The 22,419-nt window shown below is 70.3% G+C and carries 19 protein-coding genes, 1 tRNA gene and 1 pseudogene; 16 read left to right on the top strand and 5 right to left on the bottom strand.

Annotated features, from left to right (window positions below; all coding sequences use genetic code 11):
- The first annotated feature begins 36 nt into the window (after window positions 1–36).
- The 3 genes from GQQ95_RS16705 (at window position 37) to guaA (ending at window position 3,036) form a co-directional block, all read left to right on the top strand.
- Entirely contained in the window at window positions 37–849 is an 813-nt protein-coding gene (locus GQQ95_RS16705) for an SURF1 family cytochrome oxidase biogenesis protein (protein ID WP_170297109.1), read from the top strand.
- 109 nt (window positions 850–958) lie between these two features.
- Complete coding sequence (locus tag GQQ95_RS16700) at window positions 959–1,456, top strand: DUF3817 domain-containing protein (RefSeq protein ID WP_157428755.1); 498 nt, start codon at window positions 959–961, stop codon at window positions 1,454–1,456.
- On the top strand, window positions 1,453–3,036 hold the full coding sequence (gene guaA / locus GQQ95_RS16695) for a glutamine-hydrolyzing GMP synthase (RefSeq protein ID WP_157428754.1): 1,584 nt from the start codon (window positions 1,453–1,455) through the stop codon (window positions 3,034–3,036). Before GQQ95_RS16700 ends, guaA begins: the two co-directional genes overlap by 4 nt.
- Window positions 3,037–3,133: 97 nt before the next feature.
- Here guaA and GQQ95_RS16690 read toward each other — a convergent pair whose 3' ends face one another.
- On the bottom strand, window positions 3,134–5,188 hold the full coding sequence (locus tag GQQ95_RS16690) for a cell wall-binding repeat-containing protein (RefSeq protein WP_157428753.1): 2,055 nt from the start codon (window positions 5,186–5,188) through the stop codon (window positions 3,134–3,136).
- 338 nt (window positions 5,189–5,526) lie between these two features.
- Between GQQ95_RS16690 and GQQ95_RS16685 the strand changes: the two genes are divergently transcribed.
- Window positions 5,527–6,471: an L-lactate dehydrogenase gene (locus GQQ95_RS16685; protein WP_157428752.1), complete on the top strand. Its 945-nt coding sequence runs from the start codon at window positions 5,527–5,529 to the stop codon at window positions 6,469–6,471.
- Window positions 6,472–6,600: 129 nt separating this feature from the next.
- Here GQQ95_RS16685 and GQQ95_RS16680 read toward each other — a convergent pair whose 3' ends face one another.
- Complete coding sequence (locus GQQ95_RS16680) at window positions 6,601–7,404, bottom strand: Bax inhibitor-1/YccA family protein (RefSeq protein WP_157428751.1); 804 nt, start codon at window positions 7,402–7,404, stop codon at window positions 6,601–6,603.
- Window positions 7,405–7,561: 157 nt separating this feature from the next.
- Here GQQ95_RS16680 and GQQ95_RS16675 point away from each other — a divergent pair, with 157 nt between their 5' ends.
- Window positions 7,562–8,623, top strand: a complete 1,062-nt coding sequence (locus tag GQQ95_RS16675) for a glycerophosphodiester phosphodiesterase family protein (RefSeq protein ID WP_157428750.1) — start codon at window positions 7,562–7,564, stop codon at window positions 8,621–8,623.
- A gap of 118 nt (window positions 8,624–8,741) precedes the next feature.
- On the opposite strand, the gene acs is transcribed toward GQQ95_RS16675, so the two are convergent.
- Window positions 8,742–10,694 (bottom strand): acetate--CoA ligase, encoded by a 1,953-nt coding sequence (gene acs, locus GQQ95_RS16670; RefSeq protein WP_157428749.1) that lies wholly within the window; start codon window positions 10,692–10,694, stop codon window positions 8,742–8,744.
- 466 nt (window positions 10,695–11,160) lie between these two features.
- Between acs and GQQ95_RS16665 the strand changes: the two genes are divergently transcribed.
- From GQQ95_RS16665 to GQQ95_RS16645, 5 genes are all read left to right on the top strand, one after another.
- Window positions 11,161–12,372, top strand: coding sequence for a TadA family conjugal transfer-associated ATPase (locus GQQ95_RS16665; protein ID WP_157428748.1), 1,212 nt, complete (start codon window positions 11,161–11,163; stop codon window positions 12,370–12,372).
- Window positions 12,369–13,382, top strand: a complete 1,014-nt coding sequence (locus tag GQQ95_RS16660) for a type II secretion system F family protein (protein WP_246205698.1) — start codon at window positions 12,369–12,371, stop codon at window positions 13,380–13,382. The genes GQQ95_RS16665 and GQQ95_RS16660 overlap by 4 nt, the downstream gene beginning before the upstream one ends.
- Window positions 13,383–13,551: 169 nt before the next feature.
- Complete coding sequence (locus tag GQQ95_RS19705) at window positions 13,552–13,728, top strand: DUF4244 domain-containing protein (RefSeq protein WP_246205706.1); 177 nt, start codon at window positions 13,552–13,554, stop codon at window positions 13,726–13,728.
- Window positions 13,729–13,750: 22 nt separating this feature from the next.
- Window positions 13,751–14,059: a TadE family type IV pilus minor pilin gene (locus tag GQQ95_RS16650; protein WP_246205675.1), complete on the top strand. Its 309-nt coding sequence runs from the start codon at window positions 13,751–13,753 to the stop codon at window positions 14,057–14,059.
- An 11-nt stretch (window positions 14,060–14,070) separates the two neighbouring features.
- Window positions 14,071–14,457 (top strand): Rv3654c family TadE-like protein, encoded by a 387-nt coding sequence (locus GQQ95_RS16645; RefSeq protein WP_157428746.1) that lies wholly within the window; start codon window positions 14,071–14,073, stop codon window positions 14,455–14,457.
- A 133-nt stretch (window positions 14,458–14,590) separates the two neighbouring features.
- Here the strand turns inward: GQQ95_RS16645 and GQQ95_RS16640 are convergent, their stop codons facing one another.
- Entirely contained in the window at window positions 14,591–14,827 is a 237-nt protein-coding gene (locus tag GQQ95_RS16640; protein ID WP_157428745.1) for a hypothetical protein, read from the bottom strand.
- A gap of 214 nt (window positions 14,828–15,041) precedes the next feature.
- On the opposite strand from GQQ95_RS16640, the gene topA reads away from it, so the two are divergent.
- The 5 genes from topA to GQQ95_RS16615 all read left to right on the top strand — a co-directional run bounded on the left by topA (window position 15,042) and on the right by GQQ95_RS16615 (window position 21,472).
- Entirely contained in the window at window positions 15,042–17,873 is a 2,832-nt protein-coding gene (gene topA / locus GQQ95_RS16635) for a type I DNA topoisomerase (RefSeq protein ID WP_157428744.1), read from the top strand.
- Window positions 17,870–18,490: a dTMP kinase gene (tmk, locus tag GQQ95_RS16630; RefSeq protein ID WP_157428743.1), complete on the top strand. Its 621-nt coding sequence runs from the start codon at window positions 17,870–17,872 to the stop codon at window positions 18,488–18,490. The genes topA and tmk overlap by 4 nt, the downstream gene beginning before the upstream one ends.
- Before the next feature lie 55 nt (window positions 18,491–18,545).
- Window positions 18,546–19,745, top strand: coding sequence for a DNA polymerase III subunit delta' (locus GQQ95_RS16625; protein WP_157428742.1), 1,200 nt, complete (start codon window positions 18,546–18,548; stop codon window positions 19,743–19,745).
- Window positions 19,742–21,319, top strand: a complete 1,578-nt coding sequence (locus GQQ95_RS16620; protein WP_157428741.1) for an alpha/beta hydrolase — start codon at window positions 19,742–19,744, stop codon at window positions 21,317–21,319. Before GQQ95_RS16625 ends, GQQ95_RS16620 begins: the two co-directional genes overlap by 4 nt.
- An 80-nt stretch (window positions 21,320–21,399) precedes the next feature.
- Window positions 21,400–21,472 (top strand) — tRNA-Thr (locus GQQ95_RS16615).
- 153 nt (window positions 21,473–21,625) lie between these two features.
- On the opposite strand, the pseudogene GQQ95_RS19510 reads toward GQQ95_RS16615, so the two are convergent.
- A pseudogene (locus tag GQQ95_RS19510) lies at window positions 21,626–22,204 on the bottom strand (type IV secretory system conjugative DNA transfer family protein); the annotation flags it as partial.
- A 55-nt stretch (window positions 22,205–22,259) separates the two neighbouring features.
- Here GQQ95_RS19510 and GQQ95_RS19700 point away from each other — a divergent pair.
- Window positions 22,260–22,419, top strand: a 160-nt coding sequence (locus GQQ95_RS19700) for an AIM24 family protein (RefSeq protein ID WP_246205704.1), incomplete at its 3' end; no start/stop codon positions are given.

The raw sequence follows: 22,419 nt of genomic DNA, 5'->3' as shown, positions 1-22,419 counted from the left end.
CTTCGTGCGAGGCATCGGGGCCTGATGCTGCAGATGATGCTGCGCCCGAGATGGGTGCTCGCGCTGATCTTCGCGCTCGCCGTCGCCGCGGCCTTCGCGCTCCTCGGGCAGTGGCAGATCGAGCGGGCGGTCGAGCAGTCGACGACGATCGAGCGGCCCACCGAGGAGGTGCTCGCGTTCGGCGACCTCGTGCAGCCCGACGAGCCGACCGAGCAGGTGGCCACCGCCCAGCGCGTCGAGGTGCACGGCACGGTCGTGCCAGGCGATACCGTGCTCATCGAGGGGCGGCTCAACGACGGCGTCGCCGGGTTCTGGGTGGTCGCGCACCTCGAGGTGACGGATGCCGCGCCGGGCGGCCTTCCCATCGCGCTCGGCTGGGCCCCCGATCGGGCGTCCGCCCAGGCGGCCGCCGATGCCGTCGATGCCGCGGCCGACGGGTCGGAGGTCTCGGTCGTCGGCCGATTCCTGCCGAGCGAGGCGCCCATCGAGCCCGACGAGGACGGCGACCCCTACGCGATGACCACGGTCGCCGTGGCCCAGCTGATCAACGTGTGGGCCGACTTCGACGACCGGCCCGTCTACTTCGGCTACATCACGACGACGGATGCCGCGCCGGGTCTCGAGGCGATCGCCTCGCCCCCGCCCGAGGAGAGCGTCGAGCTCAACTGGCTGAACGTCTTCTACGCCGTCGAATGGGCCGTGTTCGCGGGCTTCGCCGTCTACCTCTGGTACCGCCTCGTGCGCGATGCGGTCGAGCGGGAGGAGCAGGAGGCCGAGGAGGCTGCCGCGGCCGCGGCAGGCTCAGGCGCGGCAGCCCCGCCGACCTCCGGCGGACCCTCGGCGCGCTGACCCCTCGCCGTCGTCCCGGTCCTCGCGGCCCGGACCGCACCCGACTGGCGGCCGGCGCGGACCCCTCCTCCCGGCATGCACTCGGATTCGGGCCACGTAGACTGTCGGCATGCCCCTCGAGCCGAAACTCGCCGATCTGCCGCGCATTCGCGGGGCGCTGAAGCTCTACGCCGTCACGTCGGTCATCACCGGCGTCATGCTGCTGCTGCTCTGCGCCGAGATGCTCCTGAAGTACGTCTTCCACACCGAGCTCTTCGCGTTCGGGCCGGCCGGGTTCCTCGCGTTCGCGCCCGTGGTCGAGACGCCGGCGGGGCTCGTCTCCACGGGCGAGGGCGTCAATCTCTCGACCGGCATCCTCATCGCGCACGGCTGGTTCTACGTGGTCTACCTCTTCAGCGACTTCCGGCTCTGGAGCCTCATGCGCTGGCCGTTCTCGAAGTTCCTGCTCATCGCCCTCGGCGGCGTCATCCCCTTCCTCTCGTTCTTCCTCGAGGGGCGCATCGCCCGCCAGGTGAACACGTACCTCGCGGCGCGCGAAGCGCGCGAGGCCGCGTCGCAGGCGAACCAGACCACATCCGACGCCGACCCCGTGGAGGCCCAGCCGTGACCGACCAGCCCACCGAGCAGCGCCCAGTCCTCGTCGTCGACTTCGGCGCGCAGTACGCGCAGCTGATCGCTCGACGCGTGCGCGAGGCATCCGTCTACTCCGAGATCGTGCCGCACACCATCACCGCCGAGGAGATGCGCGCGAAGAACCCGATCGGCATCGTGCTCTCCGGCGGGCCGTCCTCGGTCTACGAGGAGGGCGCGCCGTCGCTCGACGAGGGCATCCTGCAGCTCGGCGTGCCGACGCTCGGCATCTGCTACGGCTTCCAGGTCATGGCTCGCCAGCTCGGCGGCGAGGTCGCGCACACGGGCTACCGCGAGTACGGCTCGACCGAGACGACGCTGCGCACCGACGACGAGAACGCGCTGCTCGGCGGACAGCCCGAGCACCAGATCGTGTGGATGAGCCACGGTGACTCGGTCGCCGTCGCGCCCGAGGGCTTCGAGGTGCTCGCCTCCACCGCCACGACTCCGGTCGCCGCGTTCGCGAACGACGAGCGGGGCCTCTACGGCGTGCAGTGGCACCCCGAGGTCAAGCACTCGCAGTTCGGCCAGACGGTCATCGAGAACTTCCTGCACCGTGCGGCCGGCATCCCGGCCGACTGGAACTCGGGCAACGTCATCGCCGAGCAGGTCGCCCGCATCCGCGAGCAGGTCGGCTCCGCGCGCGTGATCTCCGCGCTCTCGGGCGGCGTCGACTCGGCGGTCTCCACGGCGCTCGTGCAGGAGGCGGTCGGCGACCAGCTCACCGCGGTCTTCGTCGACCACGGCCTGCTCCGCGAGGGCGAGCGCGAGCAGGTGCAGCAGGACTACGTCGCCGCGACCGGCGTGCGCCTCATCACCATCGATGCGGTCGACACCTTCCTCGATGCGCTCGCCGGGGTGACTGACCCCGAGGAGAAGCGCAAGATCATCGGCCGCGAATTCATCCGCGCCTTCGAGCAGGCCGAGCGCGACCTCATCGCCGAGGCCGCCGCCGACGGCCAGCCGATCAAGTTCCTCGTGCAGGGCACGCTCTACCCCGACGTGGTCGAGTCGGGCGGCGGCACGGGCACGGCGAACATCAAGAGCCACCACAACGTCGGCGGCCTGCCCGAAGACCTGCAGTTCGAGCTCGTCGAGCCGCTCCGCACGCTGTTCAAGGACGAGGTCCGCGCCATCGGCCGCGAGCTCGGCCTGCCCGAGGCGATCGTCGGTCGCCAGCCCTTTCCGGGGCCCGGCCTCGGCATTCGCATCGTGGGCGAGGTCACCCGTGATCGTCTCGCTCTGCTCCGCCAGGCCGACGCGATCGCGCGCGAGGAGCTGACGAACGCGGGCCTCGACCAGGAGATCTGGCAGTGCCCGGTCGTGCTGCTCGCCGACGTGCGCTCGGTGGGCGTGCAGGGCGACGGCCGCACCTACGGGCACCCCATCGTGCTGCGTCCCGTGTCGAGCGAAGACGCGATGACGGCCGACTGGACCCGCCTGCCGTACGACGTGCTCGCGAAGATCTCGAACCGCATCACCAACGAGGTGGCCGAGGTCAACCGCGTCGTGCTCGACGTGACGTCGAAGCCGCCGGGAACCATCGAGTGGGAGTGATCGCGCGCTGACGCGAAGGGCGCCGACCGTGAGGTCGGCGCCCTTCGGAGTTCACGGCGCCGCCTGGATCGCCGAACGGCGGGGGCGGTGCCAAATGTTACTTCAGTGCTTCGAGCTGCCAACGCACGGAATCGTTGACCGAACCGGTGGGACCGACGATGACGATCCGCCCGGGTTTGAGCCTCTTGAGTTCGGCGATGATGGACTTCGGTACCTGGTCGGCTTGGGTGAGCAGCACGGGGCCACGCAGTCGGGCGCCGGCCGTCGAAGCGGCGAACGCCAATTGCGGAGTGGACCCGCTCGCGACGTACACGATCGGTACGCCCGCCCCGAACTTCGACGACGAGAGCAAGGCTGAAGAAGCGTACCGGTCGGTGCCGGCGATTCGGGCATCGGCGCCCGGGGTCAGTGCAGTGAGCTTCGACGCGACGACGGAGCTCACCGCGCCCGCACCACCCAGCACGATGATCTTCGACGGCCGGAGTCGGCGGATTTCAGTGAGCACGCTGGGCGGTATCGAATCACGTGCTGTCAACAGGAGTGGCGCTTTCGCGCCTGCAGTGATGGGAGGCGCTGTCAGCGCATGGGTCAGGTCAGAGGTACCAGTCACGTAGACGACGGGCTGACCCGACGAGAATCTCGCCTTCGACACCGCGACAGCCGTGGAGTACGGATCGGTTCCGGCAAGCCGCTCGTCGGCACCGGGAGTGAGCGCCGCCAACTTCGACGACACCGCGCTGCCGACCGAGGAGGTGGAACCGATCACGACGATCCGGTTCGGGCGAAGCCGCTTCAATTCAGTGAGGACAGCGGCTGGGATCGTGTCCCGGGTGGAGTAGAGGAGTGGGCTTCCACTTGCCCCGGCGGCGGCGGCGGCAATCAGCCCATCCGTCGAATTCTCGCCGGAAGCGACGTATGCCGTTGCGACTCCAGCGGCGAACGTCGCCTTCGACACCGCCGCCGCGATCGAGTAGCGGTCTGCACCTGAGATTCGCGAGACCCGGCTGACCGCTCCACTGAATGCGGACTCCTTCATGATCGGCGCGTACCCCGCTGCTCGCGCGATGACGCGGGCATACAAGTAGAGTCCAACGTCACTCGGCTTCGGAACGTAACTCCGACTCGTCGCGCCGGGAATCGCGGTTCCTCCTGCGAACCATTGGTAGTCCAGCGTGGCGCCTGGAGTGGTGCTGGATGCGACGACCGCCGCCGACACGCCGACCTGCACGGTCCCTGTAATCGCGGGTTCGGAGAGCGTCGTCCGTTCGCTTGACACGGTCGCGTCGATGCCGGTCACCTTTCGGCCTTCGGAGAGTTCGATCCAGGAAGCCACCTCGGAGGCCGGCGCGTCCTTCCACCATTCGTCCTCAAGGACGTCATCATAGGGATGAACCCACACCCGATAGCGACCAGGGGGCAATGGGCCGATCAGGTAGCCGTCGGATCCATGGGAGGGTCCGAAGAACTGAGGGCTCCCGGCCCAGTCTGGTTCGAGCTCGATCCATGCATCGACGGGACTGCCGCTTTCATCCCGGACAACCCCCGAGATCGAGCCGCCGATGGCGAGTTGCCCATCGATCCCCGAAATATCGGTACCCGTGACGTGGATGAGATCCCCGGTCATGTACTCCTCATAGACGTCGTTCCAGCTTTCCGCGAGGAAGCCCGATCGGTCGGGCGGCACGAATTTGAGCGTGTACACGCCGGGCCAGAGGCCGCGGAGCGCGTAGGTGCCGTCGGCCTGCGTGCTCGGGGAGCCGTCCTTGAGGGCAGGTGTCGAGCTGACGGCAACGCCCCCGATGGGGCGGCCGGAGGTGTCTGTGACCGTGCCCGAGATCGTGGCTCCGCTCCAGAGCTTCGCGTTCATGCCGTCCCGGATCTGCCCTGCGGTGAGCGTGAAGCGTGTGGCGCGCTGCTCATCAGGCCGGTGCGACCACCACTCGTCGAGCATTCCGCGCTCGCATTCGTCGCGTGCGCACTCGAAGCTGAGCGTGTACGTTCCAGCCGGAACCTCCGCGAATTGGTATGCACCGGACGCATCCGTGAGCGTCCAATCGACGACGCGCGAAGGTGTGGAACCGGCGGTGACGTTGGTGTAGCCATGGAGCACGACGCTTTCCTGCGCGATGGGTATTCCACCACTGTCGGTCACGACCCCCTCTATACGCCCTGCATCAGCGGCGGCGGCGGCCTGCGATGGCACCGCCCCGCCTCCTAGGAGCGCGCCCGAAACGATCGCTGCTGCCGCGATCCGAATCACGTTGCGGACACGAAGAGTTGCAGGGCGTGAGAGCACCACGGACTCCGAACTGGTAGGGGCCGCGAGCGGCGGGAGACCGAATCGCGTGACGGGTTGCAGTCATATCATGGCAGTCAGCAAGGCTTTGGAAAGGCTCCGTCCGAGAAGCAGTGGGAACGAGCGAAGGTTCGTCGTTCCGGGTGGTGTCGTAATCGGCGATGCACCCTCGGATCGAGTGCCAGACTGGCCGTATGGGAGTGGTGGAGAATATCAAGGTCACGGTCGTCGGAGCCGGAAGCGTGGGCACGAGCCTCGCCTACGCCACGCTCATCAGGGGTGCCGCGAGCGAGGTCGCGCTCTACGACATCGCCCGCGAGAAGGTCGAGGCCGAGGTGCTCGACCTCGCGCACGGCACCCAGTTCACCGGCGCGAGCGTGAGCGGCGGGGCCGATCTCGGCGTGGTCGAGGGCTCGCACGTGGTCGTCATCACGGCCGGAGCCAAGCAGCAACCGGGGCAGACGAGGCTCGACCTCGCCGGAACGAACGTCCGGATCCTCGAGAGCCTGCTGCCGAACCTGCTCGAGCGGGCGCCCGACGCGATCTACGTGCTGGTGACGAACCCGGTCGACGTCATGACGGTCGCCGCGCAGCGCATCTCGGGGCTGTCCGCCAACCGCATTTTCGGCTCCGGCACGGTCCTCGACACCTCTCGCTTGCGGTGGCTGCTCGCCAAGCGCGCCGGCGTCTCCACGTCGAGCGTGCACGCCGCGATCGTCGGCGAGCACGGCGACACCGAGTTCCCGCTGTGGTCCCAGGCCGGCATCGGTCCCGTCCCGATCCTCGACTGGCGCGGCGGCGAGCCGTTCACGCTCGGCGAGCTCGACGACATCGCCGACGAGGTGCGCAACGCCGCCTACACCGTCATCAAGGGCAAGGGCGCGACGAACTACGCGATCGGCCTCGCGGGCGCCCGCATCGTCGAGGCGATCGTGAACGACGAACGGGCCGTGCTGCCGGTCAGCACGGTGCTGAGCGGCATCCGGGGCCTCGACGGCATTGCACTCTCGATCCCGAGCATCGTCGGCGGCGAGGGCGCGTTCCCGATCGCCGAGGCGCCGATGTCCGACGCCGAGGCGAAGCTCCTCGAGGCCTCGGCGGGCGCGATCCGCGACTCGCTCGCGACGCTCGGTCTCTGAGCGGTCCGCGCTCACGAGCGCGGCGAGAGGCGGATGCCGCAGCACGCGGCATCCGCCCTCACCGTTCTCCCTCGGAGACGACGAACGGGGCCGCCCGAAGGCGACCCCGTCCGTTCGATCGAGTCGGTGCTAGTCGCGCGCGATGGCGATGAAGCGGAGGATCTCGAGGTAGAGCCAGATGACGGTGACCATGATGCCGAAGGCGCCGGACCAGCCGTACTTCTTCGGGGCGCGGTTGCGGACACCCTGCTGGATGGCGTCGAAGTCCAGCACGAGCGAGTAGGCCGCCATGAGGATGACCAGGACCCCGATCACGAGGCCGAGCGGGATGCCGAAGATCTCGGCGCCGCGGAGGCCCCACGGGTCGTCGTTGACGCCGGTCCACATGAGGATCATGTTGACGAGGGAGAAGACGAGGTAGCCGACCATCGCGATGAGGAAGACCTTCGTGGCCTTCTTCGAGGCGCGCACCTTGCCGCTCGCGAAGAGCGCGAGCGTGACGCCGAACACGACGAGCGTGCCGATGACGGCCTGCGCGACGATGCCGCTGTACATGCCCTCGTAGATCAGCGAGATGCCGCCGATGAAGATGCCCTGGGCGCCCGCGTAGGCGAGGATCAGGGGCGGCGACGGCTCCTTCTTGAAGATGTTGACGAGCGCGAGCACGAAGCCGACGATCGACGCGATCCAGAACAGCGCGGGCATGACCGGGGTCATGACCCAGCCGATGGCCGCGCCCACGAGCATGACGGCGAAGGCGGCGACCGTCTTGGAGATGGTGTTCTCGACGGTCATGACCTCGCGATCGGGCAGCGTCGCGGGCTGGTTGTACATCTCGTGCAGCTCCTGAGCCGACACGTTCTGCGCGACGGCCTGGGCTCCCTGCGAAGAGAAGGCGGAATTCCGCGAGAAGGCGGGGTTGTCGAGAGCCATGGTGTTCCTCTGCTTTCGGCTGTCGTCGGTGCGGGGGAAGGGTTCGGATGCTGCATCCGGTGCAACATCCAATCTATCCGGTGAATTCCGTGACGATGCCGTGAATCCACGCGGATTTCCGCCGGTTCGACCGATCTCGACGGTTACGCTGAGGCGCATGTCGGACGCACGCACGCCGAAGCCGCTCGTCATCGGGCACCGCGGTGCTCCGGGGTACCGCCCCGAGCACACGCGGTCGGCCTACGAGCTCGCCTTCGCGCTCGGTGCGGACGCCGTCGAGCCCGATCTCGTCGCCACGCGCGACGGCGTGCTCGTGCTGCGGCACGAGAACGAGATCTCGGGCACCACGGATGTCGCCTCCCGGCCCGAGTTCGCCGGTCGGCGCACGACGCGCGAGATCGACGGGTCGCCCCTGACCGGCTGGTTCACCGAGGACTTCACGTGGGGGGAGCTCGCGACGCTCCGCGCGACCGAGCGGCTCGGCGCGCTGCGCCACGCGAGTGCGAGCTTCGACGGGCGCTACCCGGTGATCCGGCTCCGCGACCTCTTCGCGATCATCGACCGGGCCGCCGACGAACGGGGCCGGATGCTGCGGATGGTCGCGGAGTTCAAGCACGCCAGCCACTTCGCCTCGATCGGCCTGCCGCTCGACGAGTTGTTCGCCGCCGAGCTCCGCGGCGCCGGATGGGGCGTCGGTGACGAGCGCCTGATCATGGAGGCGTTCGAGCCGACACTGCTCGACGAGCTCGGGGCCCGCGGCATCCGCGGTGCCCGCGTGCTGCTCGTCGAGGGCTCCGGGGCGCCGGCCGACCTGGTCCGTTCCGCCGGCGCCTCGGCGCCCTCGTACGACTCGTTCGTCACGGCGGCCGGACTCCGCTCGCTCGCGGGCCGGTTCGACGGCGTGAGCGTCGGGGTGGGGCGCCTCCTCGGGGGCGACACCGGTTCGGGCGCACCGGCCGGAGGTCAGGAGTCGCCGCTTCGAGGGGCCCGGCTCGTGAACGCCGCCCACGAGTCGGGGCTCGACGTGTTCACGTGGACGCTCAGGCCCGAGAACCGGTTCCTGCCGGCGGCGTACCGGCGCGGCAAGGGCAAGGCCGCCTGGGGTGACTGGACGGGCGCCTTCGGCGACGTGCTGGCCACCGGCGTCGACGGCGTCTTCGTCGACCATCCCGACCTCGGCGTGGAGGCGCGCGCGCTCGCGACGGAGTCGCGCGGCTGACGCCTCGCCCGCAGGAGGTGACGCTTCGCCGGCACCCTGATCACGCGCCGAACGGCGGACGGACGACGGATGCCGCGACGGGAAGGCTCTCGCCGCGGCATCCGTGGTTCGAACTCTCCTACTTCACCTGGTCGCTGATCGTCTGCATGATCGACGTGTCGGCGAGCGTGGTCGTGTCGCCGATGTCGCGGCCCTCGGCCAGGTCGCGCAGCAGGCGCCGCATGATCTTTCCCGATCGGGTCTTCGGCAGCTCGTTCACGATGAACACCTGGCGCGGACGCGCGATCGCGCCGATCTGGGTCGCGACGTGCTTGCGAAGCTCGTCGCTGGCCGCCTGCACGTCGGTGACGCGCTCGGCCTGGCTGGCCTTCAGGATCACGAAGGCGACGACGGCCTGGCCGGTGGTCTCGTCGGCGGCACCGACCACGGCGGCCTCGGCCGTCCAGGGGTGCGCGACGAGCGAGGACTCGATCTCGGCGGTCGAGAGGCGGTGGCCCGACACGTTCATGACGTCGTCGACCCGGCCGAGCAGCCAGATGTCGCCGTCCGCGTCGCGCCTGGCACCGTCGCCGGCGAAGTACTTGTCGCCGAACTTCTCCCAGTAGGTCTCCTTGAACCGCTCCGGGTCGCCCCAGATGCCGCGGAGCATCGACGGCCACGGCTCGGTGACCACGAGCAATCCGCCGCCCTCGCCCTCGACGGACGTGCCGTCGTCGGACAGGATGTCGATCGAGATGCCCGGGATCGCGACCTGCGCGCTTCCGGGCTTGAGGTCGGTGATGCCGGGCAGCGCCGAGATCATGATGGCGCCGGTCTCGGTCTGCCACCACGTGTCGACCACGGGGATCGAGCCGCCGCCGATGACGTGCCGGTACCAGATCCATGCCTCGGGGTTGATGGGCTCGCCGACGGACCCGAGCAGGCGCAGCGAGCGGAGGTTGAACTCGTGCGGGATCTGCCGGCCCAGCTTCATGAACGAGCGGATGGCGGTCGGCGCCGTGTAGAGGATCGAGACCTTGTACTGCTCGATGATCTCCCACCAGCGACCGGGGTGCGGCGTGTCGGGCGTGCCCTCGTAGAGCACCTGCGTGGCGCCGTTGGCGAGCGGGCCGTAGACGACGTACGAGTGCCCGGTGATCCAGCCCACGTCGGCCGTGCACCAGTACACGTCGGTCTCGGGGTGCAGGTCGAAGACGTTTCTGTGGGTGAACGCCGCCTGCGTGAGGTACCCGCCGCTCGTGTGCAGGATGCCCTTCGGCTTGCCGGTGGTGCCCGAGGTGTAGAGGATGAACAGCGGGTGCTCGGCCTCGAAGCCCGCGGCCTCGTGCTCGTTCGACGCGGTGCCGACGGTGTCGTGCCACCAGAGGTCGTGGTCGTTCCAGGCGACCTCGTTCTCACCGCGGCGCACGACGAGCACGTTCCTGACCGAACCGGCGACCGACTTCGTGATGGCCTCGTCGACGACGGGCTTCAGCGGGAACACCTTGCCCTTGCGGTAGCCGCCGTCGGCGGTGATGACGAGGGATGCCTCGGCGTCGTCGATGCGCGATGCGAGGCTGTCGGCGCTGAACCCGCCGAAGACGACCGAGTGGATCGCGCCGATGCGGGCCACGGCGAGCATGGACACCACCGCCTCGGGGATCATCGGCAGGTAGATGGCGACGCGGTCGCCGGACCCGACGCCGAGCTCGGTCAGCACGTTGGCGGCCCGCTTGACCTCGTCGGTCAGCTCGGCGTAGGTGATGTCGCGGGTATCGCCCGGTTCGCCGACCCAGTGCAGGGCGACTCGGTCGCCGTTGCCGGCTTCGACGTGGCGATCGAGGCAGTTGACGGCAACGTTGAGCTCGCCGTCCTCGAACCACTTCGCGAACGGCGGGTTCGACCAGTCGAGGGTCTTGGTGAAGGGCTTGCTCCAGGTGAGCAGCTCGCGCGACTGGTCGGCCCAGAACCCGAGCCGGTCGGCTTCGGCTGCCTCGGCGAGGCTCGTGTCGGCGACGGCATTGGCGGCGAACTCGGGGCTCGGGCGGAATCGCCTGATCTCCTCGAGGGCGTGATCGATCTGAACGGTCATGGTTCTTCAGTCGCTCCTTCGCGATATGGATCATCGGTGGGTCGCCTGCCCCAAGAGCACCCTACCTCGCAGGCGTGGAGGGTTTCGTCCGGTGTCTCGGGCACGCCCGGCGAGGGGCTTCCGTTGTACCCGATCGCCCATTACTGTGCCTTTGCGCAGAGAAATCTGTATGTCCGCACAAATGAGGACAGAAAGTGCTTGCGAAGACATCGTTAGGCCGTATGCTGAGTATCGCCCGAACATCGTTTCGTGGCCTGCAGCACTCGCGATTCCCCCCAATCCTTGTGCTGCCGAGGCGGCACCTGTTCCCCCCAATGGGTGCCGCCCCCTTTCGTTAAGGGCGCGCTGTTTCCCGAGCAGCGCTGAAGAGATCGAGTCCTCCTCCACAACGGCGTGGGGGAGGCTCTTTCCATTTCCCCCGGCGATCGGATGCCGCGCGCTTGGCGGCGTCCGTACCGTCGAGGTCATGTCCGCACCCTTCGTCGCCACCCCGTCGTGGCTGGAGCCCAGGCCCGATCCCGCCCAGCCGGCATCCTCGGCGTGGGCGCCGCCCATCGCGGGTTCCGTCGGGTCCGATCGAGCCCCGGCCGGCGGGCCCCGGTCGTTCGAGACGTCCGACTCGTTCGAACGTGGTGCCTGGCCCATCGGTGAGGCGCACGCGGGTTCCGCCTCGGCCGCGGGCGCTGCCCAGGTGATCGACCCGGGCGACCCCGGCGAGCCGGTCTTCGCCGCGGAGGACCACGACTTCGAGGTCCTCGGACCCCTCGCGCCCTACGCGGCGTCGGGCCCGGTCACCGACCTCTTCGTGAACGGGGCGCGCGGCCTCTTCGTCGATCGTGGCGACGGCGCACGGCACGAGCCGGCGTGGGCCGCCGACGAGGCCGCCGTTCGGGCGCTCGCGGTGCGCCTGATCGCGAAGGGCGGCCGGCACATCGACGAGGCGACGCCGGCCGTCGACGTGCGGCTCGGACGCGGCATCCGCGTGCACGCCGTCCTGCCGCCGGTTGCGACGACCGGAACGCTGCTCTCCATCCGCATCCCGAGGCCCGGCGGCTTCACCCTCGCCTCGCTCGCCGCTAGCGGCGCGATCACGGCCGACGACGCCGCGCGGCTGCGCGACGCCGTCCTGCGTCGCGAGAACCTCCTCGTCACGGGGGCAGGCGGAACAGGGAAGACCACGCTGCTCGCCGCGCTGCTCGCCGAGGCGCCCGCGCACGAGCGCATCGTCGTGATCGAGGACGTCGCCGAACTGCAGGTCGCACATCCGCACGCGGTCGTGCTCGAGGCCAGGCAGGCGAACATCGAGGGCACGGGCCGCATCGGGCTCGACGCACTCCTCCGCGAGGCATTGCGCATGCGCCCCGATCGTCTCGTCGTCGGCGAGTGCCGCGGCGCGGAACTGCGCGAGCTCCTCTCGGCCCTGAACACGGGCCACGATGGGGGAGCCGGGACGCTCCACGCGAACTCCCTGGCCGATGTGGCCACGCGCCTCGAGGCGCTGGGCGCCGTCGCGGGCATGTCGCCGGGGGCCGTCGCCCGGCAGGCCGCGAGCGCCTTCGACCTCGTGGTGCACCTCGAGCGCGTGGACGGACGGCGACGCCTCGCGGGCATCGGCAGGCTCCGCCTCGACGGCGACGCGCTCACCGTCGAGCCGGTCCACGCGGGGGAGGAGCGGTGACCCGCGGGGGCGGTCCCGGACTCGTCGAGCGCCTGCGGGAGCGCGTGCCGCTGCTCGACCGACGGCCGGACGACGCGGCCGAGGTCGACGAGGTCGCCGCCGTCGTCGAGCGGCTCGCCGTGCTGCTGACGGCCGGCGTCCCCGCCGCGGCGGCATGGCGCCATCTCGCGGAGGTGGGCGGCGCCCCCGTGCTGGTCGCCGCCGCGTCGGCCGCGGAGCGGGGCGAGTCCGTCGCGCTCGCCGTCGACGAGGCCACGCGTCCGGCGCGGCAGGCCGCTGCTGCAGGCGGACTCCTCCCTGAACGGGCCGGCGGCTGGGCCGTGCTCGCTGCGGCCTGGGCGGTTGCCAGCGAGTCGGGCGCGCCGCTGACCGCGAGCCTCCGCGAGCTCGGTTCGGCCCTCCGCGACGAGGCGCAGCTCCGCCGGGAGGTCCGCACCTCGCTCGCCGGTCCGACGGCGAGCGCACGCATGGTCCTGGCGCTGCCCCTCGTGGCCCTGGCGTTCGGCGCGCTGCTCGGGTTCGACACCGCCGCGGTGCTGCTCGGCAATCCGATCGGCATGGTCTGCCTCGTGCTGGGCATCGGCTTCCTCTTCATCGCGCGACGCTGGAGCAGGTCCCTCGCCGCTCGCGCCTCGGCGTTCGACGACGGCGCCGGACTCGAGCTCGAACTGCTCGCGATCGCGATGGCCGGTGGAGCGTCGGTCGAACGAGCCCGCCGATGCGTGGCCGACGCCCTCGCGGCCCATCGCGTGCGATCGCTCGGCGGAGCGGCCATCGTCGAGACCGTGGCCCTCGCCGAACGCGCCGGTGCGCCGCTCGTCGACCTGCTTCGAGCCGAGGCCCGGCGGCACCGCCGGATGGCGCGCACGGAAGCCGCCACCAGGGGCGCCGCCCTCGGGGTGCGGCTCATGCTGCCGCTCGGGGTGTGCGTGCTGCCCGCCTTCGTGCTGCTCGGCGTCGCCCCGCTGCTCATCTCCGTCGTCACCGGCACCCTCGGTGGTGCCGCATGAGCGATGTCCAGACGTGCCACCCACGAGCCGGCGAGCCGGCCCCACCGGAAGGAACAGCCCCATGTCCATCTCCCAGCACCGAGCCCCCGACGACCCGGCAGGCGCCGACGGCGTCACCCTCGCCGCTCCCACCGACGAGGCCGACCCGTCGGCCGCGTTCCGTTCAAGGCTGCTCCGCCGCGTGCGGACGCTGCCTGGCGCGGAACGGGGCGCAGCGACGGCCGAGTACGCCGTCGCCACGATGGCGGCGGTCGGATTCGCCGGGCTCCTCGTCGTCATCCTCCGCGGCGACGAGGTTCGCGGCATCCTCACCGACCTCGTGCGCAACGCCCTCACCGTCGGCTGAGCGGTGGCATGATCGCGGCAGCGTGACGGCGGAGTTCGCCGTCGCGCTGCCCGCGATCATGCTCGTCCTCGCCATCTGCCTCGCGGCGGTGCACCTGGTCGCGCTCGAGGTCCGCCTGACGGATGCCGCCGCGGCATCCGCGCGATCGCTCGGCCGGGGCGAGTCGTCCGCCGAGGCGGCCGGCATCGCGCACCGCATCGCCTCGCCGTCCTCGTTCGAGAGTTCGGATGACGGCACCTTCGTGTGCGTCACGCTCGGGGCCTCTGGCGGCGGGCTCCTCGCGGCGGTGCCGTTGCGGAGCGAGTCCTGCGCGATGGCGGGCGGCCGCTGATGGGCCGCCCGATGGTGCGGCCACCCTGCCACAGGCCATCGACTCGGCCCGGCCACGGCGAGCACGGCGCCGCGAGCATCGTCGCCGTCGGCATCGTCGGCGCGCTCGTGCTGCTCACGACGTTGACCCTCGGCGCGATCTCGACCTACGCCGACGTTCGCCGAGCGGCGGGCGCCGCCGATGCGTCGGCGCTCGCCGCGGCCGATGCCGCCTCGGGCGCGATCATCGGCACCCCGTGCGACGTCGCCACCCGACTCGCGGCGAGGAACGGCGGACGACTCGTCTCATGCGCGGTCGATGGCGCGGTCAGCGTCGTCGTGGTCGCCGTCGCGAGCGCGATCCCGGGCATCGAGCCCGTGGCATCCGCTCGCGCAGGACCGCCGGGGAGCGCACCGTGAGCGCACGGCACGGCACGGCGCGGCCCACCAGCGCGCGGCACGGCCCCAGCGCGGCGCGGAAGCGTACGCCGCGCCCCGCCGTCACGCCACGCTACCCACCAGCGGCGCGGCGCTCAGCCGGGCCGCCGGGCGATCACTCGAACGTGGTCTCGAGGAACCGGTACTCGACCGCCGTCGGGCGGTCGTCGTCGTCGGCGCTGAACTCGAGACCGGCCCCGCGCCCATAGACGTAGTGCTTGCCCTGCTCGACGTTGAGCTCGAGTCTCGGCCGAGGCTCGCCCGAGTCGAGGAAGGCGGTCGCGACCGTCTTGCCCTCGAGCGGCCCGTCGATCAGCTTGGCGGTGTACGTGCTCGTGGAAGAGGTGTCCATGGTCTCGATTGTCCTCCGCTCCGCGCGGAACGCAAGGGGGGTCCCACGGCCCGCCGTACGTGCCGGACCGGTGCCACGGCGGGTCGGCGCATCGGTGCGCTCACGGTCAATATGTGTATGGTGTGGCTTGTCGGGGGCATTCGGTCGCTCGGCGGCACACCGCTCGGGGGCGCGGTCCGCGTGCGATCTCCATCACGGAATACAGAGGAGTCTGGTGTCAGGCGCGAAGAAACTGGTCATCGTCGAGTCACCGACCAAGATGAAGTCGATCGCCCAATACCTGGGCGACGGCTACGAGGTGCTCTCGTCGGTCGGTCACATCCGCGACCTCATCGAGCCCAAGAACCTTCCGCCCGAACTGAAGAAGGGCGGGCTCGGCAAGTTCTCGGTCGACGTCGACAACGGCTTCGAGCCCTACTACGTCGTCTCCGACTCGAAGAAGAAGACGGTCGCCGAGCTCAAGCGCGCGCTCAAGAACGCCGACGAACTCCTCCTCGCGACGGATGAGGACCGCGAGGGCGAGGCCATCGCCTGGCACCTGTTGCAGGAGCTGAAGCCCAAGGTGCCCGTGCGCCGCATGGTCTTCCACGAGATCACGAAGGACGCGATCCAGCGCGCCAAGGACAACACGCGCGAACTCGACACCGCGCTCGTCGACGCCCAGGAGACCCGCCGCATTCTCGACCGCCTGTACGGCTACGAGGTCTCCCCGGTGCTCTGGCGCAAGGTCGGCCCCGGCCTCTCCGCGGGCCGCGTCCAGTCCGCGGCGACGAGGCTCGTCGTCGACCGCGAACGCGAGCGCCTCGCCTTCCGCTCGGCCGAGTACTGGGACCTCATCGGCAAGTTCGCACCGGAGGCCGCCGCGGCGTCCGCGTTCGACGCGAAGCTCGTCCGCCTGGGCGGCCAGCGGATCGCGGCCGGCCGCGACTTCGACGACCTCGGCCGGCTCAAGGGCAGCGCCGCGGTGCTCGACGAGGCGACCGCGCAGGCGCTCGCCGAGGCCCTGCGCGCGCCGGGCGTGCGGCGCGCGGTGTCCAAGATCGAGCAGAAGCCGTGGACCCGCCGTCCCGCCGCCCCGTTCACGACGTCGACGCTGCAGCAGGAGGCCGGACGGAAGCTCCGCCTCTCGGCGCGCGACACGATGCGGGTCGCGCAGTCGCTGTACGAGAACGGGTACATCACCTATATGCGTACCGACTCGGTCTCGCTCTCGAAGCAGGCGATCGACGCCGCCCGGGCCCAGGCCACCGCGCTGTACGGCGCCGAGTCGATCCCCTCGGCCCCGCGCGTGTACGCCGGCAAGTCCAAGAACGCCCAGGAGGCCCACGAGGCGATCCGCCCGTCCGGCGAGGTGTTCCGAACCCCGTCCGAGCTGGCGAGCGTGCTGCGCGGCAGCGAGTTCAAGCTCTACGACCTCATCTGGAAGCGCACGGTCGCGTCGCAGATGGCCGATGCCAAGGGCCAGACTGCGACCGTGACCATCGAGGTCGGCCCCACGGCCGCCGACGCATCCGCCCCCGACGGCGCGACCGCGACGATCGGCGGCACCATCGCCGAGTTCACCGCGAGCGGCACCGTCATCACCTTCCCGGGCTTCCGTTCCGCCTATGAGGAGGGACGCGACGAGGAGCGCAACGCCGAGGACGCCTCGGGCGAGGGGGCGAAGCTGCCCGCGCTGAAGGAGGGGCAGGAGATCGCCCTCGAGCACGTCGAGGCCAAGGGCCACGAGACGAGCCCGCTCCCGCGGTACACCGAGGCCAGCCTCGTGAAGCGACTCGAGGAGCTCGGCATCGGCCGGCCGTCGACCTTCGCCTCGATCATCTCGACCATCATCGACCGCGGGTACGTCACGCAGCGCGGCCAGGCCCTCGTGCCCAGCTGGATCGCGTTCTCGGTCGTGCGCCTGCTCGAGGAGCACTTCAGCGACCTGGTCGAGTACGACTTCACCGCGGAGATGGAGGACGACCTCGACCGCATCGCGTCCGGCGAGGCCGACCGCGTCGACTGGCTCAACGGGTTCTACTTCGGCAACGAGACGCACCGCGGCCTCCGCCAGGTCGTCGACAACCTCGGCGACATCGACGCGCGCGAGATCAACTCCATCCAGATCACCGATGCGATCACCCTCCGCATCGGCAAGTACGGCCCCTACCTCGAGACCGTCGATGCGGATGCCGCGGCCGACGCGCCGCCGCGCCGCGTCAACCTGCCGCTCGACCTCGCCCCCGACGAGCTCACCCCCGCCAAGGCGCAGGAGCTCATCGACGCGCCCGTACAGACCGATCGGGTGCTCGGCGTGAACCCCGAGAACGGCAAGGAGGTCGTCGTCAAGGACGGCCGGTTCGGCCCGTACGTGACCGAGCTCGAGCCCGAGCCCGAGACGGATGCCGCGACCGTCGACCCCGCGACCGGCGAAGTGGTCGACGCCCCGAAGCCCAAGCGGGGCGCGAAGAAGCCCGCCGCGGTCAAGCCCCGGACGGCCTCGCTGTTCAAGAGCATGCAGATCGAGGAGATCGACCTCGACACCGCGCTCAAGCTGCTCGACCTGCCGCGCGTCGTGGGACTGGACCCCGAGTCCGGTGAGGAGATCACCGCCCAGAACGGCCGCTACGGCCCGTACCTGAAGAAGGCGGCCGAGACCCGCACCCTGCCGAGCGAGGATGCGATCTTCGACATCGACCTGCCCGGCGCGCTCGAGCTGCTGGCGCAGCCCAAGTACGGCGCCCGCCGTGCGTCCAGCGCGTTGAAGGAGTTTGCCGAGGACCCGGTGAGCGGCAAGCCGATCAAGGTGAAGGACGGCCGGTTCGGTCCGTACGTCACCGACGGCGAGACGAACGCGACGATCCCGCGAGCCGAGTCGGTCGAGGAGATCACCTTCGAGCGTGCCGTCGAGCTGCTCCAGATCAAGCGCGACAAGGGGCCCGCGGCTCCTCGGGCGAAGAAGCCCGCCGCCAAGAAGCCGGCGGCGAAGAAGCCCGCGGCCAAGAAGCCCGCCGCGAAGACGACGGCTGCTGCGAAGACGTCGACGAAGCCGAGCGAGGCGTGAGTCGCGGCGTCTTCATCACCCTCGAGGGTGGTGACGGCACCGGCAAGACGACGCAGGCCGAGCTGCTGGAGTCCTGGCTGGCCGAGCAGGGCCGCGCGGTCGTCCGGACCCGCGAGCCCGGCGGCACCGAGGTCGGAGTCGAGGTCCGCGAGATCGTGCTGCACCATCGCGGGGACATCGCGCCGCGCGCGGAGGCGCTGCTCTACGCGGCCGATCGTGCGCACCACGTCGCGACCCTGGTCCGTCCGGCGCTGGATCGCGGCGACGTGGTCATCCAGGATCGCTACATCGACTCCTCCGTGGCGTACCAGGGCGCCGGCCGCGTCCTCGACCCCGACGCCATCCGCTCCTTGTCCGAGTGGGCGACCGATGGCCTCAAGCCCGATCTCACGGTCCTGCTCGACCTCGACGCGGCATCCGCCCGGGCGCGGCTCGACGGCGCCCGCACCCGGTTCGACCGGCTCGAGGCCGAGGCATCCGAGTTCCACGACCGGGTTCGGGGTGCGTTCCTCGCGCTCGCCGAAGCGGAGCCCGAGCGGTTCCTCGTCATCTACGCGGCTGAGCCCGTCGACGTCATCGCGGAGACGATCCGCGCGCGCGTCGTGGCACTGCTCTGACATGCGTGCTCGCCTCGATGGCGCCCGTGTCGGCGCCGGAAGGTAGCGTGGTGCCGTGAGCGTGTGGAGTGAGCTGACCGGCCAGGACGCGGCCATCGCGGTGTTCCGCGGGGCCGCCGAGGCGGCGGGCGGCGGCAGCCGCGAGGCATCCGCCGGACCGGTCGTCGCGTCGCAGCAGATGACCCACTCCTGGCTCGTCACCGGTCCTCCGGGCTCGGGTCGGTCGAACCTCGCCTACGCGTTCGCGGTGGCCCTCATCTCGGGGCTGCCCGACGGCGACGAGCCGACGCGCATCCAGGTGCAGGCGCGTAGCCACCCCGACCTCCACGTGCTGGCCACCGAGGGCGTCATCATCAAGCGCGACGACGTCCGCGAGATCGTCAAGCGCTCGCACTATGCGCCGTCGGTCGGCCGGCATCGCGTGATCATCGTCGAAGACGCCGATCGCATGACCGAGCAGACCTCGAACTTCCTCCTGAAGGAACTGGAGGAGCCCCCCGAGCGCACCGTCTGGATCCTCTGCGCACCCAGCGAGGCCGACCTCATCCCGACCATCCGGTCGCGCGTCCGCTCCGTCCGGCTGCTGATGCCGAGCGTGGCCGACGTGGCAGCGCTCCTGGTGCGCCGCGACGGCATCGAGCCCGAGCTCGCCGAGCGATGCGCGCGGGAGGCGCAGAGCCACATCGGCATGGCGCACCGGCTCGCGACCAGCGACGAGGCGCGGCGGCGTCGAGCCGAGACCCTGCGGCTCGCGCTCGAGGTGCGCTCGGCGGCGACGGCCGTGGCGACGGCCGCGCGCCACCTCGAGATCGCCGGCGACGACGCCAAGGCGATCACCCTGCTCCGCGACGCGGAGGAGCGCGAGCACGCGCTGCACTCGCTCGGCATCGCGCCCGGGCAGGCGGTGCCGTCCGCCCTCCGATCGCAGATCAAGGCGCTCGAGGACGACCAGAAGCGACGCGCCACCCGAAGCCTCCGCGATGGCATCGACCGCATCCTCGTCGACCTCACGACCCTCTACCGCGACGTCCTGCTCCTCCAGCTCGACGCCGAGGTCGATCTGGTCAACCGCGAGATCATCGACGGACTGCGCCGGGCCGCGGCATCCGCGACGCCTGCTCGCACGCTCGCGACGCTCGACGCCATCCAAGAGGCGCGCGAGCGCATCGAGGGCAACGTCGCGCCCGCGCTGGCCCTGGAGGCCATGCTGGTCTCCGCGATCCGAGCACCAGAGACCCACCGAGGGGCCGCATGACCCAGTCAACCCGCCAGTCATCCCGTCGAGCCGCGTCGACCGGGCGGATGCGGCGTGGCGCGCGCCTGGCCGTCATGGCCGCCGCAGCGGCGACCGCGCTCGTGCTCTCCGCCTGCGTCCCCACGATCCTGCAGCCCTCGACGTCGGAGTCGACGCCGACGGGCGAGACGGTCGACGCCGCGCTCGAGCCGTTCTACGGCCAGACGCTGAGCTGGGAGGGCTGCGGCGACTCGCTCGACTGCGCGACGGCGACCGCGCCCCTCGACTGGGACGACCCCTCTGCCGGCGAGATCGACCTCGCCCTCGTGCGGCACCGGGCCACCGGCGAGCGCCTCGGGTCGCTGCTCGTCAATCCCGGCGGGCCGGGCGGCTCGGGGTACGACTTCGTCGCCGACTCGCTCGACTACGCGGTGGGGGAGCCACTGCAGCAGCACTACGACGTCGTCGGGTTCGACCCACGCGGCGTCGGCCGGTCCTCGGCCGTCGCCTGCTACCAGCCGGCCGAGATGGACGAGTTCCTCTTCGGCATCGTCGAGGGCGAGCGCGGCAGCGACGAATGGATCCAGAACACCCTGCAGGTGAAGACCGAGTTCGGCGCCGCCTGCGGCGACGGCACGGGCGAGCTGCTCGGCGAGGTCGACACGAAGAGCGCCGCCCGCGACCTCGACATGCTGCGCGCCGCGCTCGGCGACGATGAGCTCACCTACCTCGGCTACTCCTACGGCACGTTCCTCGGCGCCACGTATGCGGGCCTCTTCCCCGACAAGGTCGGCCGGCTCGTCCTCGACGGGGCGATCGACCCGGCCGCCGGCGAGGCGGATGTCTCGCGCGAGCAGGCGAAGGGGTTCGAGTCGGCGCTGCGCGCATACCTCGACGACTGCCTCGCCGGCACCGAATGCCCTTTCAGCGGTACCGTCGACGACTCGATGGACGAGATCAGCCGTCTCCTGGCCTCCGTCGACGCCAGCCCGATGCGCGGCAGCGACGGGCGCGAGGTCGGCGCCGACACGCTCGTCACGGCGATCGTGTACCCGCTCTACAGCGCGGAGTCCTGGCCCTACCTCAGCGACATGTTCGAGGCCGTCATGCTGGGCGACGCCGACGCGGCGCTGTCCTTCGCCGACGGGTACTACGGCCGCAACGAGGACGGCTCGTACAACGACAACTCGACGGAGTCGTTCCTGGCCATCAACTGCCTCGACTACACGTACCAGTCCGACGTGGCGGTGATGCGCGAGAAGGCCGCGAGCATCGCGGAGGCGGCTCCGGTGATCGGCCCCTACTTCTCGTACGGCGACCTCGGCTGCATGGACTGGCCGGCGACCTCGACGGCCGAGCGTGCGCCGATCCGCGCCGAGGGGGCGGCCCCGATCCTCGTCATCGGCACGACCAACGACCCGGCGACGCCGTACACGTGGGCCGTCGCGCTCGCCGACCAGCTCGACAGCGGCGTGCTCCTCTCCTATGAGGGCGAGGGGCACACGGCGTACAACAAGTCCAACGAGTGCGTCGATGGCGCGGTCGAGGCGTACTTCGTCGACGGGACGGTGCCCGACGACGGCACGACCTGCTGAGCGGTGGTCAACGCGCGTCCAGAAACCCGCTAACATAGACTCTCGTGCCGATCGGTGCTCTCGAGCTTCGATCATCACTGGCCGCCTTAGCTCAGTCGGCAGAGCGTCTCACTCGTAATGAGAAGGTCGTGGGTTCGATTCCCACAGGCGGCTCCGAAAGCCCTTGATCCACCAGGATTCTCGCCCCGAAATGGGAGTGAGGACCTGGTGGATTCGGCGTTTATTCGGCGTTTATTGTCGCCGTTTATTGTTTGGCGAGCATGGCCGCAGAGCATGTTCGACTCGGTTAGATCGGGTTCGTGGAGTCATGGTCGTGATTCCGGTGCCGCCGCCCTCGGCCGTCAGGTTCGGCAGGGAGGGCAGAGGAGCGAGGTTGCCGATCTCGTCGGGTGCGAGCAGCAAGGGCGGGTCGAGTCGGGCGCCGGCGTTTGTTGCGGCGATGCGCCTGGCGGTTTCGACGAGGTTTTCGACGAACGCTGCGACGAGTGCGGCGGAGTTGTTCGCGCCGGCACCGGTGGCGAGCAGATACAGTCTGCCGTTGCTTCGGAGGAAGGCTTCCGGGTCGAACGCCTCAGTCCCATCGGGAGAAACGGAGTCGAGCACTCGCGGATCAGCGAGCGCGCCGAGCGAGAGGGAGACGCCCTGCCAGATCGAGTCGCGCGTGCGCGGGTCTGCCTCGAGCATCGCCTGGACTGAGTCTGCCCATCCAGTGGCTGCAGTCGGGTTGCTGAGCAGGATCGACACGGCATCGTGCGCGGCGGAGGGGTCGAGGGTCCAGCGGAACAGCTCGGCGGGTGAGCAGTGGTCGATCGCTGCGGCGTGCAGCAGGGACTGCGGGGCGGTGCGGGTCTTGGCTTCCCAGAACGATCCGGTGTCGACGCCGCCGCAGTACGAGCTGCCGGCCGGGCAGTCGCTGCTCATCCATCCGGGGCACCTCGCGATGTTCGAGGCGGAGATGAACCTGGAGTTCACGTCGGTCAAGGGCATCAAGAACAAGTTCTTCGGTGACTCGCTCTTCCTCGCCGAGATCCACGGCCCGGGCCGGATCTGGTTGCAGTCGATGTCGCCCGCGAAGCTCGCCGCGGCTATCGAACCGTACC

It is taken from the genome of Agromyces salentinus, assembly GCF_009749395.1.
GTDB lineage: Bacteria > Actinomycetota > Actinomycetes > Actinomycetales > Microbacteriaceae > Agromyces > Agromyces salentinus.
This window is presented reverse-complemented; position numbering and strand designations above follow the sequence as displayed.

Bases quoted from the DNA above. Each gene is read 5' to 3' on its own strand.
- GQQ95_RS16705 (WP_170297109.1), top strand. From the start codon at position 37: ATGCTGCGCCCGAGATGGGTGCTCGCGCTGATCTTCGCGCTCGCCGTC.
- GQQ95_RS16700 (WP_157428755.1), top strand. From the start codon at position 959: ATGCCCCTCGAGCCGAAACTCGCCGATCTGCCGCGCATTCGCGGGGCG.
- GQQ95_RS16685 (WP_157428752.1), top strand. From the start codon at position 5,527: ATGGGAGTGGTGGAGAATATCAAGGTCACGGTCGTCGGAGCCGGAAGC.
- GQQ95_RS16680 (WP_157428751.1), bottom strand. From the start codon at position 7,404: ATGGCTCTCGACAACCCCGCCTTCTCGCGGAATTCCGCCTTCTCTTCG.
- GQQ95_RS16675 (WP_157428750.1), top strand. From the start codon at position 7,562: ATGTCGGACGCACGCACGCCGAAGCCGCTCGTCATCGGGCACCGCGGT.
- acs (WP_157428749.1), bottom strand. From the start codon at position 10,694: ATGACCGTTCAGATCGATCACGCCCTCGAGGAGATCAGGCGATTCCGC.
- GQQ95_RS16665 (WP_157428748.1), top strand. From the start codon at position 11,161: ATGTCCGCACCCTTCGTCGCCACCCCGTCGTGGCTGGAGCCCAGGCCC.
- GQQ95_RS16645 (WP_157428746.1), top strand. From the start codon at position 14,071: ATGGTGCGGCCACCCTGCCACAGGCCATCGACTCGGCCCGGCCACGGC.
- GQQ95_RS16640 (WP_157428745.1), bottom strand. From the start codon at position 14,827: ATGGACACCTCTTCCACGAGCACGTACACCGCCAAGCTGATCGACGGG.
- GQQ95_RS16620 (WP_157428741.1), top strand. From the start codon at position 19,742: ATGACCCAGTCAACCCGCCAGTCATCCCGTCGAGCCGCGTCGACCGGG.